This window comes from Methanosarcina sp. MSH10X1 (assembly GCF_004099695.1).
Taxonomy (GTDB): domain Archaea; phylum Halobacteriota; class Methanosarcinia; order Methanosarcinales; family Methanosarcinaceae; genus Methanosarcina.
Window position 1 is genome coordinate 1 of record NZ_SCHL01000002.1, and the last position, 17,343, is coordinate 17,343.

The following is a 17,343-nucleotide window of genomic DNA, read 5'->3' on the forward strand; positions in this document are numbered from 1 at the left end:
GGGAAATAAAATAATCACGTTAAATTAAGTAAATTAAAGGAATGGTTTTCATGTTCAGAGAAGAAAGTCGCTCAGTCCCTGTCGAAGAGGGCGAAGTTTACGATGTAACAATTCAGGACATTGCTCGTCAGGGAGACGGCATCGCTCGTATTGAGGGTTTTGTGGTCTTTGTCCCGGGCACCAAAGTTGGTGACGAGGTTCGGATTAAAGTCGAAAGAGTACTTCCCAAGTTCGCATTTGCAAGCGTTGTCGAGTAAATGCAGGGAAATAAAATAATCACGTTAAATTAAGTAAATTAAAGGAATGGTTTTCATGTTCAGAGAAGAAAGTCGCTCAGTCCCTGTCGAAGAGGGCGAAGTTTACGATGTAACAATTCAGGACATTGCTCGTCAGGGAGACGGCATCGCTCGTATTGAAGGTTTTGTTATCTTTGTCCCGGGCACCAAAGTTGGCGATGAAGTCCGGATTAAAGTCGAAAGAGTACTTCCCAAGTTCGCATTTGCAAGCGTTGTCGAGTAAATGCAGGGAAATAAACCATATTAACTTTAATTAAGTTATTGGGAATGGTTTTATGTTCAGAGACGAAAGCAGCTCTGTTCCTGTTGAAGAAGGCGAAGTCTACGATGTAACAATCGAGGATCTCGCCCGCCAGGGAGACGGCATCGCCCGTATCGAAGGTTTTGTTGTCTTTGTTCCTGGTACCAAAGTTGGCGATGAAGTCCGGATTAAAATCGAAAGGGTTCTTCCCAAATACGGTTTTGCCAGCCTTGTTGAATAAACAGGATATTTCAAATGAAAAATGCAAGACTGAAGAATCATATCTGTATAATTCTTCAGTTTCTTTTCTATTCAGATAAATTAAACTAACTTTCGGACCTTTCATTGCGGGAATTAATTTTCTTTAATCAATTCTTTATTTTGATTCTCTTGTTTCAGTCCATTTAATCTGATTATGTTTTTTCAACTTATTTTAAACGGATTGCTTTTTTGTTTACTTTTCAACAATTATTTCTCTTTTAATTGCTTATTCGTGGCATCTGATAGTGAACATTCGATGCTATTATATAATAGATATTCAATCATATTTTGAGAACTCGATTGACAAGATTTTTGCAAATGCTTTAGAGAATAAATATTCGTCTTACATCTATAGCCGGGAAAGTAGCCCGGAGTGATTTCTAATGATTCGTTTTATCAAGTACCACCCCAGGTCCAATACTTATGTGATCGAAAAACGAGCTTTTTTTGAGGAGGACCTTATTCTGGACGGCAATGTAATTGTCGGGCAGGAAGCGAAATTCTGGAAGAACCTCACGGTAACTGGCAGGCTCGAACTGGGAAAAGGTTCGATTGTACGGGGCGATGTAAAAGCCAGAAGTGCCCTTGTCTGTTCCGGGGCAAAAGTTCTGGGCAATATCGAAACGACTTCTGAACTTATTCTTCTTGATAGAGCTAAAATAAATATCGCAGCTTGCCAGGGAGATATTCGCGCCAGGCCGGGATGCACTCTCAATTCCGTAAAAGCAGACGGTACACTTGAGCTTGTTGGAAAAGTTATTGTCAGGAAGGTAGAGCCGTTAACCAAGGTGATTATCCGGGCTGAAGAGTAATCCGGATTTTTCATCAAGATCTAGTTTTCTTCTCTTCTTTCCCTATTTTCATTCCCTTTGCGTCTCTATAATGCGATTTTATCTACCTTCCGTCAAAGCCGTAAAAGTTTATTTGTGGAACCTTTCCTCCTCCAAAAGTTTCAGGACATGATCCCTTAAACGGTTAGCTTCGGGACTTGTCCTGCATCGTGGGCGAGGCAGATCCACTGTTACAATCTCTTTTATTCTTCCCGGTCTTGCGGTCATTACCACTATCCTGTCCGAGAGAACTACTGCCTCATCCACGCTGTGAGTCACGAAAATAAAAGTAACGTGCTTTTGTTCCCATATCTTCAGGAGCTCGTCCTGGAGAATGTTTCGAGTCTGGGCATCCAGCGCTCCAAAGGGTTCGTCCATTAGAAGAACCTCGGGTTCATTGGTAAGAGCTCTTGCAATTGCAGCCCGCTGCTGCATGCCCCCAGACAGCTCATATGGGTAACTGTTTTTGAACTGTTCCAGGCCAACCAGGTCTATATACTTCTCTGCATGCTTTCTGGCTTCAGCTTTATTAATTCCCTGCATCTCAAGCCCAAAAGTGACGTTATCAATGACGGTTCTCCAGGGAAACAGGGAATATTGCTGGAAAACCATGCCCCTCTTTGGGTGAGGGCCGGTTATAGGGACTTTATTGAGAGTAATTTCTCCCGAAGTCTGGGTTTCAAGTCCTGCAATGATACGAAGCAGAGTGGTTTTCCCACAACCAGATGGTCCCAGAAGGCAGATAAATTCTCCATCCTCAACATCAAAGCTCACATCGTGTAGGGCTTCCGTACCACCGTTCTCCTCTTTTTTAGTAAAGACACGGGAAACATTTTTTACGCTTACTCTGCCCATTTTATACCACAGTTCCTGAAGTCCATCTAAGTAATTTTGCATCTACATAATACCTGAAGAAGCGGTCGATTAAAAGGCCCACGAACCCGAGCAGGAGCATGTAAACCAGTACGAAATCCATCCTGTGCAGGTAGTAATTGTGCCAGATCTGATATCCAAGTCCACTATCGCTTACTCCGAACATTTCCGCAGCTACAAGGCACATCCAGCCCACTCCCATGGCAATCCTGATTCCTGCAACAATTGAAGGCATAGCTGAGGGGATTGCAATGTAGCGTATAAGATCCAGATTCCGGGTACAGCCAAGAACTTTTGCTGCTTCAACATAGACTTTCGGTACATTTTTAAAACCTGTATAGGTGTTGATAATAATAGGAAAGACCATTCCCACAAATACAACAAAACCCGCAGCCTGGCGAGCGAGTCCAAACCATATGATTGCAAAAGGAATCCAGGCAAGGGGAGGAATCGGGCGCAGGATTTCTATTACAGGGTCGATTGCTCGATTTGCTTTCCTGAACCAGCCCATAGCTATTCCAAGCGGAATCCCTATTGCAAACGCAGCAATAATACCGATTGAGAAATGAACTAAGCTTGTCAATGTATCCGTGAAAATTAGCCCGCTTTCGACAATAGTAGTGAAAGAGTTTACTACATCATAAAAACTAGGCAGAAGAAATTTATTCTGTACTATTCTATCTGCTATAAGCTGCCATATCGCAACTGCGACTATGAGAGACACTGCTTCAATGCTATTTTCTTCTATTGTTTTTATGAAACGATTTTTCATGTCTAATTAAAAGAATTCTTACTTTTTTACCTTTCCGGCAGACCTCATTAATCAGAAAAAAGAGAAGTTAAGGTTGCTTCCCTATGAAGTAGAGGCAACCGATCTTTATTTTAACTTTGCCTTTATCACTCCTGAGTCTGTTCTTCGCTTATTGCTTTCTCATAGAAGCTTGTATCAAAGATTTCTTCCTGTGTCAGGGATTTTGGAATAATACCAAGCTTATATTGAGTGTTTGAGTAATTGACTGCCGAACTTTCAATCAATGCGGGATCTGTAATCCACTCACCATCCCATTCTTCAATAGACGTCCTTACAGTCTCAAGTTCCTCTGTAGTTTTATTTGAATAAATCTGAGCAGCTTCGTCAATATTTGCCTGGTTATACTCGGTTGCTTTAATATGGGTCCTTACAATCTGTTCCACAATATCCGGGTGCTCCCGGATAAGTTCCCCGCTTACGACAAGTACACAGCAGGCGTGGTTTGCTTCCATCTCTCCAGATTGTACTATGGTACGCCCGTTACCTTCCCTTTCTACAACTGTTGGAGAGGGGTGGGGCAGGAACACAGCATCAACCCGTTTGGCTGAAATGGCAGTGACGGCATCTCCCGGGGTCATTCCGAGAATTGTTACATCTGTCTCAGTGGTATTCTCTGTCTCAACATCAAGCCCGTTCTCCGTGAGCCAGTTCTTAAGCAAGGTATCCTGAATTGTCCCTGGCGGATAAGTGGCGATTTTAAGACCCTTTAAGTCTTCAGGGCTTTTGTATTCGTATTCGGGCCGCAGAACAAGACTTGAGCCGTTTATCTGTACAGGCTCGACAATCTTTGCATCAAGGCCCTGGCTGAGAGCTGTAATTACAGGGGCTGCGCCAACATAGGCGACATCAATGTCTCCAGCCATCATAGCCTGCATCTCAGGAGCTCCTGTTGGAAACGGGTGTTCATTGATCTTCGTAATTCCATATGGTTCAAGATCTTCCTGCCACCATCCTTTTTCAGCCGCAGTCATATATGCTATCTGATGGGTACTTGGCTGATAGCCAATATTTAATTCAGTAAGATCATCGGATGCGCAGCCGGATACGAAGATGGATGCCAGCAGCAATAGAGTAAGTGTGAGTATGCCTAGTTTTTTCAAAGCTTCACCTCGATTATCCTTACAATTGATAATAATACATATAAATGGTAAACCTCATGCTCTAAATAACATTTTTTGAACAGGGCCTTCCTGAAAAGTTAACTGATTTCCAGCTTTCTCTTTGTCAGCTTTCCATACACTCCTTTGCGAAGAGTTTATATTTCTCCAGACAAGAATCCCAGTAAAAATAAAAAGTAAATACCCTTATTGGGTATTAATATTTTTCTACACTTCCTATATATAACTTCTCAAAGAAGCCTTAATTATATCCCAAATGTATTAATACTTCTGGATATATTTCTCATTAAGGACTAAATCTCCTGTGAAACGTAAATTATTTCTTAAAATTAGATGTTTCTTACTGGATTTAAAAGGTTGAATTTTATGAATGTTGCAGACAAGGTTATCAAATCCGCATTTGAATCCGATGAGGTTTTTCAAAAAACGCTTTCCACTGTAATTAAAGAGGACCTTAACCTCACTGCTGTGGATTTCGCCAAGAAAGCAAATATTCCCCCGAGTACCCTTTATAAGATCCTGTCAGGGAATCGGGACCCCAACATTAAAACCCTCCGCCAGATCGTGAAAACTATCCGTGATATTAAGGAATCGGACAGTGGAGATTTTATCGCTGTAATTGCAGCTCGCTCGGTGCTTGACAATATCGTGGAAACGAAGAAAAAAATAGCTGGCAGGCTGGTCACAATCCGGGAATACTCCGCAACCTCAATGGAAGAAGCTATAATAGCAGCTGTTAACGCCGAAAGGGACGGAGCAAAAGCCCTGGTCTGCGCTCCCATAGTGAGCCCGACAGTAGAAAAGATCCTGAATATCCCGGTCACAACAATTATCCCCAAGAGCAGCCTCATAGACGCGATTGAACTTGCGCTCAAAAAGATGGAGTGATCGTTAGAAGATAAGATAAGGTAGCATTACTTAAATTGAATTCAAATTTTATTTTTGTCGAGTTTGAATTGAGTTCAAACCAAACCTGATTCAGGTATGAATTAAATAGACTATTTTTAAAAATCGAAAAGAGTTAAATAAAAAATTTTTTAAAAATTGAAATAATTTAAATTAACCATTTTAAAAAATTGAAATAATTTAAATTAACCATTTTAAAAAATTGAAAAGACCCGCGTTAATTTAAAACGCGGGAATTCCATTCTATCTTCTTGATTTTATTTCTCTACTTCTTGCTTCCTTAAATTCGATTTTTTGAAGTTTAATTTCCTTTTGCCTTTATTATTATCTTCTGCTGCTTTCCGCGTCCGGCTTACTTCTTAAGTTCGTTTATCTTTTCTTGAATCATTGCCATATCCCCGCCGCCTTTTGTAAAGAAATAAGCAGCTCCACCTATTATTAGCAGGATAATGGCTCCAAGCGCGTAAAGCAATAAGGAGGACTTTTCTTTTACAGTGTAGGTTGCGTTTTCTCCTCCAACTTCTACTCTGTAAGTGCCTGGCGTCTCTTCTATGTGCTCAAAGGTTACAGTGGTATTCTTCCCCATATCCAGGGAAATTTCCTTTGAGTCGGTTACGTTCCCGTTAACAAGCAACTCCACAGTCTTATTACCTGCAGCATTGCCTGTATTTCCTATATTGATTGAGATTGCTGCATCTTTTCCTGCACTTACTTCCAGAGGCTCAACCACCAGGTTTGAGAATTCGAAGATAGCCTCAAAGTCTCTGACCCTTATACTTTCTTCCTTATCCAGGAATCCTTCCTTTGTCACGCTCAGTTTAAGAGTACCACTTTTGTCTGTCGTATAAGCAGCTTTTCCGTCAGATCCTGTTTTGTTAATAAGGTTTCCATTAATCGAGACATTTGCTCCCTCAATAGCATCGCCGCCTATTGCCCTGACAATCTCAATATCCAGAGTATCACCGACATAAACCGTCTCAGGTGAAACACTAACTGACATCTTCTCTTTCGGAGGAATGATATTGATGTTCTTGTTTGCAGTTGTGTATCCATCCTTTTGTGCGGTCAGTTTCAGGGGTCCGACATTCTCTGCCGTGTATTCAACAGTTCCGTTAGCATCGGTTTTACCTGCATTAGTTGTGTTAACTTTTATGCTGGCACTTTCGACCGGGCTTTCACCTGCAGTTACTCCGATATCAAAAGTATCACCCACAACGATCTCATCAGGTACATTGATCTTGAGCTCTTTGCTGGCTCCGCCTTCGTTCTGGATATCTACTGCGGGATAGAACCTGAGAACACTGTCATCAGCCGTTTTGAAGCTGATATTGCCCATGATCTCGACTGTTTCTCCTCCATCAAGCCCGATATCGTCATTATTTTTCATTCTAATGCCGCTTTCGGAGATACTGCTAATTTCCATTTCGCCGAAGCTTTCCCCATTGCTGATCTCAGTGTAATCATCCGAAATCTGGAAAATTCCCTGTGTGAAAACAGCCGAGGTTTCAGTACCTGAGAAAACCGTGCCGAAGTGGACTATGATCATGGGTATATTCTCAGCTTCTCCAATGTCGGCCTCGTAAATATAATCCTGATTGGAGGCAACGAAAGCATCATCTACCACTTCTCCATCCTTTTCGAGCTGCACCCAGACAGTATCCCCATTAACATCAACTTCCATAATATTCAGGGAATAGCCATTCTCAAGCACAAGGGCAGAACCTGAGTACATAGATTTCCTGTCATCGGTGTCTGTAAGGACTTTGGCAAGGATATTGTCCGAGAGAAGGCTCACATCGTCGATTTCTCCGTTAACGGCTCCATCCTGATACCCTGCAAAATACTTGTCTGCCATGAACCCTACAACCATGAAATTACCCCAGTTACTATATTCAAACGGAACGCTCTGAGGCTTGGATTCATAGACCAGTTTATCAGATGGAATAGTCTTGCCTTTCAGTTCTTCGACCTTAAACTCCTCAGTTCCGATTCCCTCATCTATATTGTAATAGAAGCCTTCGAAGTTGAAAGGGTTCCACGCAGGAGTAGAATTTCCGTTTTTATCTTCATCGTAAACAGTCCCGCGAAGTTCGTAAGTCCCGGATTCCGAGGTATCAAGAACGGGAGCAAAGCGCAGGACGCCATCATCAGCGACCTGGAACTTTATCTTACCCATGAGGTCGATAGTTTCGCCTTCATCAAGTCCGATATTATCCTCATTTTCCATTCTTATTTCATTGCTGCTGATGGACTTTACTTCCATCTCCCCGAAGGAGTCTCCGTTCTGGAGTTCCACATAATTGTCCGAGATCTGGAAGACTCCCTCAACAAATGCAGCCGAGGTTTCGGTACCTGAGAAAACCGTGCCGAAGTGAGCGATAATTATGGGCACGTCTTCGGCTTCACCAAGTTTAGTCTCATAAACGTAGTCCTGCCCTGAGGCGATGAAGGCGTCATCCACAACGTCTCCGTCTTTCTCAAGCTGTATCCAGACGGTGTTCCCGTTAACGTCAACTTCCACTACATTCAGGGAGTAGCCCTCTTCAAGGACAAGAGAGTCTCCGGCATATGCGGATTTTTTATCATCACTGTCGATAAGGATCTTGGAAAGAATACCGTCAGAAATCAGGCTAACATCGTCCCCTATAACCCGGGAGTTTTCACTGCTGTAACCTGCAAAGTATTTCTCTGCCATAAACCCTATTACCTGGTAGGAACCCCACTTATTATATTCAAAATCAGTCTCAGTAGGCCTTGTTATATACTTAATATTTCCTGCATCTATACTTCTTTCTATACCCTCAATCTTCATTTCTTCTGAGGAGACCCCTGAATCAAGGTCATAATAGAAGCCTGAATAACTCTGTGCATTCCAGGTGTAGGTGGTGGACATCCCTTCTTCCCATATTCTGTTCCCACTTGAGGGAGCTTCAACCTTTACAGTCCAGGTCTGTGTCGATGGACTATACACGTTGTTGGGGTCACTGGCTACTGCCTTGAGTGTATATTCGGTTGCATTGTTCCCATTAAACTCATATGAAGAGGAAGCCACATTTGTTTCGGTTTCCTGCTCCTGTTTTGTATCATTGACAAACCATTCGACATTAATATTCTGTCCATTTGTGGAACTGATGCTGAAAGTCTGGGATTTCCCCTTCTCTACATTAACCGTTCTCTCAGAGGGGGCAAAATTAACGGGCACTGCATTTGCTGATACTGTCCACGTCCAGGATTTCGGGTCTGCAGTACCGTTTTCATTTTGTGCAGCTACCGTGATTGTATGCGTGCCCTGGATTGCAGGGGCGCTTGTATAGGACGACTCAGTTACGGTTGTATTTGTGTAAAGAGAAGTGCCATCAAAAGACCAGGTCATATTCGAAGGCTGGCTAACAGTTGCAGTGAATGTTTTTGATTCTGCTACATTACCGTTAACGTTTGATGATGAGGGGTTAGATAGGGTGATCACTGGTACGTTCGATCCACCGGTTACATCCCATTTCCTGCTCTCCCCAGTTGATTGAACAGTTGCTTTGACTTCATATGTACCTGGCTCAACAGTGTGCTGCAGAGTAGAAGTATTTGTCCCGGTATCGTATGATGCTGTGGTATCAGCAACTCCATTAACTAACCAGTCAATAGTTGCTGATTCGTTTGTTTGAATGTTAAAACTTTCAATATCACCGACTATCTTATTGACAGTCGAATTCTCTGCAGGCGCTATTATTCCCGGAGCTGCTGTTACAGTTCCGCAAAATAGCCCCAGCACCAGAATTGCTGTAAATATTTGTAAACTAGCTTTTTTCATAGTCTATCCTTCTGAACCTTGTGCATAAATTATATTATTGTGAATTTAGTCAGTTTAGCCCGAGATTTACTCAGTTTTTGTGATCTTTGGAGGGCTTGTCAATCAGGAATTCTTAATTTTAGTCTCTTTCAGTCCGGGCTTCTGATTTATGGGGGTAAGTTAATTTTTTAATCAGGAGGATCTGTCAACTGTTTAGGCTTTTAGCTGCTGGTATCCTCGCTGTGCTATAATTGTAAGCTCGCACTCGGGGGATTCGAGTACAATGCCCGCTTCATACTTCGTGCATTCTCCTATAACAGTTAAGTTACATATATTTTGTACTTTTTTCAGCTTTTCCGGGTCAATTGTAATAAGAAGTTCAAAATCTCCGCCCGTATAAAGCGCAAGTTCTGTCAATTCTTCTGGACTTGAAGCAAATTCCCGGACTTCCCTGAGGATAGGAAGGGCGTCTTCCCGGATCCTGAAGCCCACGCGGCTCTGTCTGGAAAGGTCGTAAAGGGACATTGCTAGGCCGTCACTCGTATCCATCATGGACGTGACTGCTCCGGAGCTGGCCAGTTGTCTGGCTTCTTTCGTGCGCGGGACTGGCTCAAAAAGCGCCTTCAGGACGGTTTCACTTACTGGTTTTTTCGACTGGAGGGCTTCCAGAGCTGCTCCTGCCGACCCCGTATATCCCGTAACACAGACCAGATCTCCTGGTCTTGCCCCGCGCCGAAGAAGGAGCTGGCTTTTCTTTACCCTGCCCAGTGCAGTTCCAGTAATCGTCAGTTCTGCGTGGGTGTCAAGGTCGCCTCCGATAATCGCAGTTCCGCAGAACTCGGCACACGCCTGCATACCTTTTGCAAGTTCTTCAACAAAAGCAATCTCGGTATCTGCAGGCATTCCGATTGCCATAACAAGCCCTGTGGGTTCTGCACCCATGGCTGCAACATCACTGAGGTTTACAGCTGCTGACATCCAGCCCATTTGCCAGGGGGTCATTCCCTCCGGAAAATCCGTGGTCCTGTGCAGCATATCGGTAGTAACAACCAGGCAGTCTTCACCTTTCAGGTCAAGGACAGCGCAGTCATCTGAGCCTGCGCCTATAAGGATTCCTTCATCTCCTTTTTCCTCGCCATCAGGAGCTTTAAAAATCTTAGATAAAACGGAGATTAAAGCACGCTCTCCGATTGAAGATACTCTTGTGTCTTTCATGGTCTTTTTTGAAAACGATAGCTTTGCTTTCTTTTCAATAAATGCACATCCTCTGTGAGCCAAGATGCACTGAGTTCCTCTCCTTTATTTAATTTGTGTAACTTTATGCGTTACACAAAAATTTAGTAATCAACAGAGACATTTTCGACATCATGAGAGGGCATTATTTCAGAAATCCAACGCCCCTCCACGAGCATTGGAGGAATAAATCTCTCAGATAAAATTATTAAAAATTTTATCTGGGTTGAAAAATAATAGCTTAAAAAGAAAAATCGGAAAATATCATCTAATTGGAAAATATCATCTAATTGGAAAATATCATCTAATTGGAAAATATCATCTAATTGGAAAATATCATATAGAATCAGAAATAACTTCTTCTCCATTTTCTTTTGTCCTTATACTCACATTTGCCAGAAAGTTTTTTGCGACTCTTCCGAGATCGTACAGTTCTTCCCTTTCCAGAACCTGTATTTCTCTCAGATTTTCCTGCAAGCTGTATTCCGGAATTCCCTGCTGCAATACATATTTAACTTCTCTGTTCTTAATGTGTTCCGAAATCCAGGCAGATATGCTGGCAATTTCTTCCTTACTACCAATAAAATCCCTGATCACCGTTGTCCTGAGTTCCAGACCAGGGACGCAGGAATCTGCAATTTCGAGCGTTTCTCTTACAGACACAATAACCTGTTCAGGCGTTTTTTTCACGGCTTTATATAGTCCGCAGCCTGCAACCTTTCCGTAAAGTTCAGGATTATCCGGAGAAGCTTTTATATCAACAAAAAACCTGTCAACGAGTTTCCGCTTAACCAGTTCCCCTGCTCTTTCAGGATGGCAGCCATTAGTATGAATTCCAATGGCGAGCCCGTTTTCTCTTGCAAATTCTGCAAGAGGGATAATTGCATTCTGCATCAGAGGTTCTCCGCCTGAAAATACGACGGCACTCACAAAGGGCTTGGATTTCTTAATCTGTTCTTTCACAAAGTCCAGTTCTACAGGATTCGCCCCCTCCAGGTAGGGATGGTTCTGACAGTAGGGGCAGCGAAGGGAACATCCCCGAAAAAAGATAGTAACCGCTGCTTTCCCTCTCCAATCCAGGGTCGAAAGCGGGACAGTGCCCGCATAGTTTACTTTCATGGCTTACCGTTTCTTAGATTTATGTAAAAAGAAGGAACTCTTACCTGAGTTCCTGTATACTGTACCGTTTTCTGTCCAGAAGTTCCTGGCGCTTGCCTTTGTTCCAGCCTTCTACAGACTGAAGGTATCCTGTAATCCTTGAGAGGTGCTGCACGTTTTCGGACTTGCACTTCGGGCACCTGTCCAGCAAGCCGTCGGCTACATATCCCTCGTCAGTGCAAACAGTCATGTCCCGGGTAAAGGCAAAGTAACCGGTCTGGGTATTCTTTGCTATATGCATGGCAAGCTCCTGCAGGCCGTCAGGGTCCGGCTTCCCTTCCCCAAGCCAGATATGCATTATATTTCCACCGTCCACAATCGGGAAGAAAGTATGTTCGTACTTTATCCTCTCAGGCAGAGACACGTCCGCACCGGGAGGAAGGTGAGTCCCGTTGGTGTAGTAAATCGGCAGGTCATGCGTCTGGCTCAAGTCCCGTTTTGCGGCTTTTACATTCCCTTTGATCGTGAGCTCGGCTTTATCGGTATATTGCTTATGCAGAAGGTCCGAAACTGCAAATCTCTGGGCAGTCGTTTCTGCTGGCGTTCTTGCAAGAGCAATTTCCATCCCGGTTTCTCGCGAAAGTTTCTGAGCATACATTTTCATCTCAAACATAGCCCTGATTGCAAGCTTATATGCATCCGGAGACTCATGGATCTGGTAGCCAGTATGGTACTGAACCATCTCGTTAATCCCGACAATTCCTATGGTATATACCAGGCTTTCAAAACCCACAGCCATTGCCCCTGTTTCTCCGGTATTCGGATCTTTGGGACACTGGGCTGCAAACGGAATCCGGTTTTTCTTGATCAGGCTGTTCATCCATTTTCGCTTGATTTTGAAGACTTCCACACCCCTGTTCATCAGGGTTTTGAGCTCATTAAAGAGTTTTTCATCACTATGTTCAGCTCTGTATGCTGCCCTCGGGCAGTTTAAAGACAGAACCATCCAGGAGCCCATTGAGAAATGCTTTCCGTCCTTGAAATGAAGTTTATCATTGAATTCGATGTCATCTGTAGGATTTGCAGAAAATTGATAAGCACAACATTGATAGCATGAAATCCCCTCTCCTGCGCCCCTGTACTCAGGAAGCTGGTTATCAAAATAAGGAGTTCCGAATTTGGCAGCCAGCTCGAAAGTCATCCTGTACAGCCCTTTGTAAGTCGGAAGCTCAGGGTAAACCCTGTTGAATTCTTCGTCTTCTTCCATAAAATCAGGTTCTATAGAGATTTCAGGCTTTGGGAAACTGAAAGGCTTGCCCCAGGCATCTCCTTCAAGCATAACATCCATCAAAGCTTTAAATCCGAGACGGACCTCTTTTTCGAATTCTCCGTAAGTTCTGAGCGGAGCCTGCTTGCCGTCCCAAACTTTCCCCATAGCAACAATAGGAATGTTTCTCCAGAGCTTCGGAACCCCCGGCGAGAGCTGCACGGATGAAAAGACTGTTTGCCCGCCTCTTGCGCACATCATCTGCATCATTTCATAGACGAACATTTGCATAAGTTGTTTTATTTCGGTTTCGGACTTGCCTTCCAGATAAGGGGACATAAAAGTCAGAAAATTGTAAAAACCCTGCCCGCCTGCGAAATTTGTCTGAGCCGAGCCCATAGCTTTTACCGCATGAAGGAAAGCTACCTCGGCATTTTTTGCGGGTTTTGCCACGCTGGACTGGGTTCCCACTCCATCAGGCATAAGGCCGTAATAAAAGAAATAACGTAGGTCCCAGTCCTGGCAGAAGGGTCTTGTGCCCATGTATTCAAGATCATGGATATGAAAATCCCCATTCAGATGTAAATCTGCAAGCTCCTTTGGCATCAAAAGGAGATTCTGCTCCTTGGACATCTTGTCAGCTTTTCTTTTATGTGAGGTCTCGGCATTATTCAGCTGGTTTGCATTATCATTCGCTTCAAAGCCGTATCCGGAGTCGATTTCATAGGCATCGTAGACCGAAGCCCCGACTCTGGTCATGATGTTTCTCCATTCGACATGCCCCCTGTCAAGCAGGATGTTGTTCACGATTTCCCGGATAAGAGGGCCAGAGAGGAACTTGATATTCATCTTTTTAATGATCTTTTCCGCGTCCTTTGCAATCTCAACGGCTTCTTCTTTTGTAATTGAAGGTTTGTTATAGAAGATTTCGCTTAGCTTTGTTTCTTTCAGGAGCTGGTTTACAATGATGTTCCTGTCCCAGTTAAGAATGAAGCCTTCGGTTGTCCTTACCCTGGGGAGGGGTGAAACGGACAGTCCGTCAAGGGTCTTTTGCACTGGCTGGTTATCAGATAACTCGACATCACTGTGGATAGGAGAGACGGACAACTCTTCAAGCGGCATTTGCGCTGAGTGGCTGTCAGATAACTGGTCATCGGGTAAGAGAATCTCGCCTGTCATTTTCTCATCTTCATTAACTGTTTTAAGAATTGAATTTGCAGAATTATTCATTTATTCTGATTTATTCTGATTTTCAGATCGCTTTCATCACAGGATTCCCTGGATTTTCTCAGGGCTTACTTCTCCCCCAAGGAAGATCTCTTCATGCGTAAGGAAAGTATCATCGATCTGTAAAACAGGCGCTGTCACTGTGAAAACCCCGTTGAAACGCAGTTCCGTTAGAGCTTCGGGAGTAGACATATCTGCTACCTCGAAAGCAATTGAGTGTGCTTCCAGGAAATTTTTTAACTTATTGCATTTCGGACAGCGTTCCGTTGTGTATATTATTATTTTTGCCATGCTTTACGTCCCTCTGATTTTTACTCTAATTCTTAATCCGATTTTTAGTTACCGTTTTTTGCGTGTTTTTGCTTCTGCCTTACATTTTATGTTTATTTTTGTTGTTTGCGGGATGAGCGCGCAGGTACAGAGCGCATTCTAGCAATAAAACAAAACCCCACAAGGGTTACCATTCCTCAGCTAACCCTGTAATCCCTATAAATGCATGATTCTTAAGTATCAGTCAGCAATCTCGGAAAAGGGCGCAGATTCTAATAAGTGCCCCTATGAAGCGTTTTTTCCACTCTATTGAGTGGAGATCACCTTTATTTTAAGGTAAATATTCTAAATGCCCTATCACTTAATAATGGTTTTTCACCTCAGATCTGGATACAATAACACTTTTGTTTTGTATGCAAAGATCGTCTCTTTGTTACCAGATCTGATAATATATTCAAGGATTCCTGTTTTTGAGAAACTGCCTTCGTTAAGAAATCAATTTCAAGTACAGAAGGCTTCAACGGATATCTCTGACCGTTTTGCCGGATACACGTATGGCTAACATGTATAAGGCATTATTCCTTGAAACCCTTTAAAATATAGCTAAGAGACCGATTTAATTCCCAGCATACTATTTCAAAATCTTTTTCTCTTCTGCCTGAGGCTGAGAATTCCTACCTGAGCATTTCTTCCCTGCTCACTTTACCTTTTTTATTCATTTTAGAAAATCTTTATCTTCATAAAAAGGTTGAAAATTACAAAAAAACGTTATATCATGGGCCAGTTATATTATCAAGCATAAAAAGAGGTGTCACTTCATAGAGAAATTACTATCTTCCGGCTGCAATTCCCTTGATGAATTTCTGGGAGGAGGTTTTGAGAAAGGCATCGTAACTCAAATCTTCGGACCTGCAGGAACCGGGAAAACAAATATCTGTATCCAGCTTGCAGTGGAATGCGTAAAGCAGGGACAGAGAGTTATCTTCATAGATACCGAAGGGCTTTCTCCTACTCGTTTCAAGCAAATTGCAGGGGAAAATGCGAAAGAAATAGCCAGAAGTATCATTATCTACGAACCTATGAATTTTGAAGAGCAGTATGCTGCTGTCAGGGAGGTGGAGAAAATAGCCGGTGAGAATATCGGGCTCGTGATTCTGGATTCTGCAACCTCATACTACAGATTTGAGCTTGAGGACAATGAGACAGGCATGAAAAGCCGCAGAGAACTTGCCAGCCAGATAGGATTTTTACATGCACTTGCCCGCAAATACGGTTTTGCTGCAGTTATAACCAACCAGGTATATTCCGACATTGTCTCAGGGGGGGTGCGCCCTCTTGGCGGCAGTTCCCTGGAACATATCTCAAAAACAATTATCCAACTGGAAAAAACAGGCGAAGGAACAAGGCGTGCTATTCTGTACAAACACCGCTCCCGCCCGGAAGGCGCAAGTGCGGAGTTTAGAATTATAGCTGAAGGAATTTGTTAAATCTGCAAAAAAATTAGAAAAAATTTTTGGAAAAATTTTCTGCAAATCACTCAGGATAAAAAGATTAAATTCCGGATAGAGATAGAAAAAGCTTAATTCTTGATAGAAATAACTTAAGATTCCCAGGAGCTTCCGGGACTCTTCGGAGTTTGCTTTTACAGCTATCTCTTCCTGAACTTAACGTTCCCGGGTTCCGGCTATGAACTCTTCAGTCCGCCTGTAAGCTTCATCGTCAGGGTACTGAATCGCCGGATGTTTCATGAAATAGGAAGCCGGAGAATACAGCACTCCTCCTATCCCGCGGTCAAGAGCCAGTCTGCAGCAGCGAATGGCATCGATTACCACACCGCCCGAGTTAGGGGAATCTTCTACCGACAGCCGGAGTTCGAGGTTCATGGGCACATCCCCGAAGAGTTTTCCTTCCATTCTCAGGAAACATACCTTATTGTCCTTTTGCCAGGCTACATAGTCACTGGGGCCGATATGAATATTCTCGTCCGCAAGCTTTTGAGAAAGCACGGACTGGACAGCTTCGGTTTTCGATTCCCGTTTGGAAGCAAGTCTGTGCCGGTTGAGCATGTTCAAGAAATCCGTATTTCCCCCGGTATTGAGCTGGTAAGTTCTCTCGAGTTTTACTCCCCGTTTCTCGAACAGGTCTGCAAGAACTCTGTGCGTGATTGTAGCCCCAAGCTGGGCTTTGATATCGTCGCCAATGATAGGGATATTCTTTTCCTCAAACTTTTTTGCCCACTCAGGATTGCTTGCGATAAAAACAGGCATATTGTTTATGAAAGCCACACCTGCTTCAAGGGCACATTCGGCATAAAAACGGACTGCTTCTTCAGAACCTACAGGCAGGTAATTGAGAAGCATCTCGGCGCCCGAGCTCTTAAGCTCATTTACAATATCAGCTTTTGTGGCTTCCGGTTCCTTGCTGATAACAAAAGTATAACATTCCTCATAATTTTCCATATGGTCAGAGACCCCATCAAGGATTCTGCCCATCTTAACCTTTACACCTGTGGATGGCAAATCAGGACAAAAAACCGCTGTGCAGTTCGGGGGGGCAAAGATAGCCTCGGAAACGTCTTTTCCCACTTTCCTGGCATCGATATCAAAGGCAGCAACAACTTTGATATCGCCGGGCTTGTACCCTCCAATTTCCCTGTGCATCAGTCCTATGGGCTCTTTACCTTCGATTTTATAGTACTCAATTCCCTGTACCAAAGAGCTTGCACAGTTCCCGATTCCTGCAATTGCTATTTTTATTTTTGTCATAAGCGCTTACTCTCCGCTGAATACCCAGATTCTCATAAACCGCATCAATGAAATGACAGATATTTTACGATTTCTGAAATCTACAGATTCAAGGATTTACGGATTCAAGGTCCCTGAAATTCAGAAGTTTATATTCCTGAAATTACGACTTTCCGTATCTCAACTATGAATTTTAAATCTTGTCTTATTTGCTCTGTTACTCTATAAATCTATTATATGTAAGTTTGCCTTTCCGGGGAAATATATAACGTTTATTTATATATACTTAATACGTGTTATTTATCTCTCAAATAAAATTTTTCTTCTGAAAGCTGGTCACGGGCTGCTTTACCTGCTACAATTTTTCAAGCCATTCTGAGGTCT

Annotated in this window: 15 protein-coding genes; 6 read left to right on the top strand and 9 right to left on the bottom strand. The window is 43.1% G+C overall.

The window, feature by feature from the left end; translation table 11 throughout:
* Positions 1-50: 50 nt before the first annotated feature.
* The 4 genes from EQO05_RS01675 (at position 51) to EQO05_RS01690 (ending at position 1,610) form a co-directional block, all read left to right on the top strand.
* Entirely contained in the window at positions 51-257 is a 207-nt protein-coding gene (locus EQO05_RS01675) for a TRAM domain-containing protein (protein WP_011306043.1), read from the top strand.
* Between the two features lie 55 nt (positions 258-312).
* A complete protein-coding gene (locus tag EQO05_RS01680) occupies positions 313-519 on the top strand; it encodes a TRAM domain-containing protein (RefSeq protein ID WP_011033303.1) in 207 nt (68 codons plus the stop codon).
* A 52-nt stretch (positions 520-571) separates the two neighbouring features.
* Positions 572-778, top strand: coding sequence for a TRAM domain-containing protein (locus tag EQO05_RS01685; RefSeq protein ID WP_128503186.1), 207 nt, complete (start codon positions 572-574; stop codon positions 776-778).
* Between the two features lie 403 nt (positions 779-1,181).
* The gene (locus EQO05_RS01690) at positions 1,182-1,610 is read left to right on the top strand and encodes a polymer-forming cytoskeletal protein (protein WP_128503188.1); all 429 of its coding nucleotides are present in this window, start codon (positions 1,182-1,184) and stop codon (positions 1,608-1,610) included.
* A 108-nt stretch (positions 1,611-1,718) separates the two neighbouring features.
* Here EQO05_RS01690 and EQO05_RS01695 read toward each other — a convergent pair whose 3' ends face one another.
* The 3 genes from EQO05_RS01695 to EQO05_RS01705 form a co-directional block, all read right to left on the bottom strand.
* Positions 1,719-2,483 (bottom strand): ABC transporter ATP-binding protein, encoded by a 765-nt coding sequence (locus EQO05_RS01695; protein ID WP_128503190.1) that lies wholly within the window; start codon positions 2,481-2,483, stop codon positions 1,719-1,721.
* 1 nt (position 2,484) lies between these two features.
* Positions 2,485-3,273, bottom strand: a complete 789-nt coding sequence (locus EQO05_RS01700) for an ABC transporter permease (RefSeq protein ID WP_128503192.1) — start codon at positions 3,271-3,273, stop codon at positions 2,485-2,487.
* A 125-nt stretch (positions 3,274-3,398) separates the two neighbouring features.
* Positions 3,399-4,412, bottom strand: a complete 1,014-nt coding sequence (locus EQO05_RS01705) for an ABC transporter substrate-binding protein (protein ID WP_128503194.1) — start codon at positions 4,410-4,412, stop codon at positions 3,399-3,401.
* A gap of 384 nt (positions 4,413-4,796) precedes the next feature.
* On the opposite strand from EQO05_RS01705, the gene EQO05_RS01710 reads away from it, so the two are divergent.
* Positions 4,797-5,318 carry a helix-turn-helix domain-containing protein gene (locus EQO05_RS01710; RefSeq protein WP_128503196.1) on the top strand — a complete coding sequence of 174 codons (522 nt, stop codon included), beginning with the start codon at positions 4,797-4,799 and terminating at the stop codon, positions 5,316-5,318.
* 370 nt (positions 5,319-5,688) lie between these two features.
* Here EQO05_RS01710 and EQO05_RS01715 read toward each other — a convergent pair whose 3' ends face one another.
* The 5 genes from EQO05_RS01715 to EQO05_RS01740 all read right to left on the bottom strand — a co-directional run bounded on the left by EQO05_RS01715 (position 5,689) and on the right by EQO05_RS01740 (position 14,236).
* On the bottom strand, positions 5,689-9,141 hold the full coding sequence (locus tag EQO05_RS01715; protein WP_128503198.1) for an S-layer protein domain-containing protein: 3,453 nt from the start codon (positions 9,139-9,141) through the stop codon (positions 5,689-5,691).
* A 192-nt stretch (positions 9,142-9,333) separates the two neighbouring features.
* Complete coding sequence (gene thiL, locus EQO05_RS01720) at positions 9,334-10,335, bottom strand: thiamine-phosphate kinase (protein WP_128503200.1); 1,002 nt, start codon at positions 10,333-10,335, stop codon at positions 9,334-9,336.
* A gap of 354 nt (positions 10,336-10,689) precedes the next feature.
* Positions 10,690-11,472 (bottom strand): anaerobic ribonucleoside-triphosphate reductase activating protein, encoded by a 783-nt coding sequence (locus tag EQO05_RS01730; RefSeq protein WP_128503204.1) that lies wholly within the window; start codon positions 11,470-11,472, stop codon positions 10,690-10,692.
* Between the two features lie 40 nt (positions 11,473-11,512).
* Positions 11,513-13,897 (bottom strand): anaerobic ribonucleoside-triphosphate reductase, encoded by a 2,385-nt coding sequence (gene nrdD / locus EQO05_RS01735; RefSeq protein ID WP_128503683.1) that lies wholly within the window; start codon positions 13,895-13,897, stop codon positions 11,513-11,515.
* Positions 13,898-13,984: 87 nt separating this feature from the next.
* Positions 13,985-14,236, bottom strand: a complete 252-nt coding sequence (locus EQO05_RS01740; RefSeq protein ID WP_128503206.1) for a glutaredoxin family protein — start codon at positions 14,234-14,236, stop codon at positions 13,985-13,987.
* A 770-nt stretch (positions 14,237-15,006) separates the two neighbouring features.
* On the opposite strand from EQO05_RS01740, the gene radB reads away from it, so the two are divergent.
* Positions 15,007-15,702 (top strand): DNA repair and recombination protein RadB, encoded by a 696-nt coding sequence (radB, locus tag EQO05_RS01745; protein ID WP_128503208.1) that lies wholly within the window; start codon positions 15,007-15,009, stop codon positions 15,700-15,702.
* A gap of 177 nt (positions 15,703-15,879) precedes the next feature.
* Here the strand turns inward: radB and EQO05_RS01750 are convergent, their stop codons facing one another.
* The gene (locus tag EQO05_RS01750) at positions 15,880-16,980 is read right to left on the bottom strand and encodes an inositol-3-phosphate synthase (RefSeq protein WP_128503209.1); all 1,101 of its coding nucleotides are present in this window, start codon (positions 16,978-16,980) and stop codon (positions 15,880-15,882) included.
* Between the last annotated feature and the right edge of the window lie 363 nt (positions 16,981-17,343).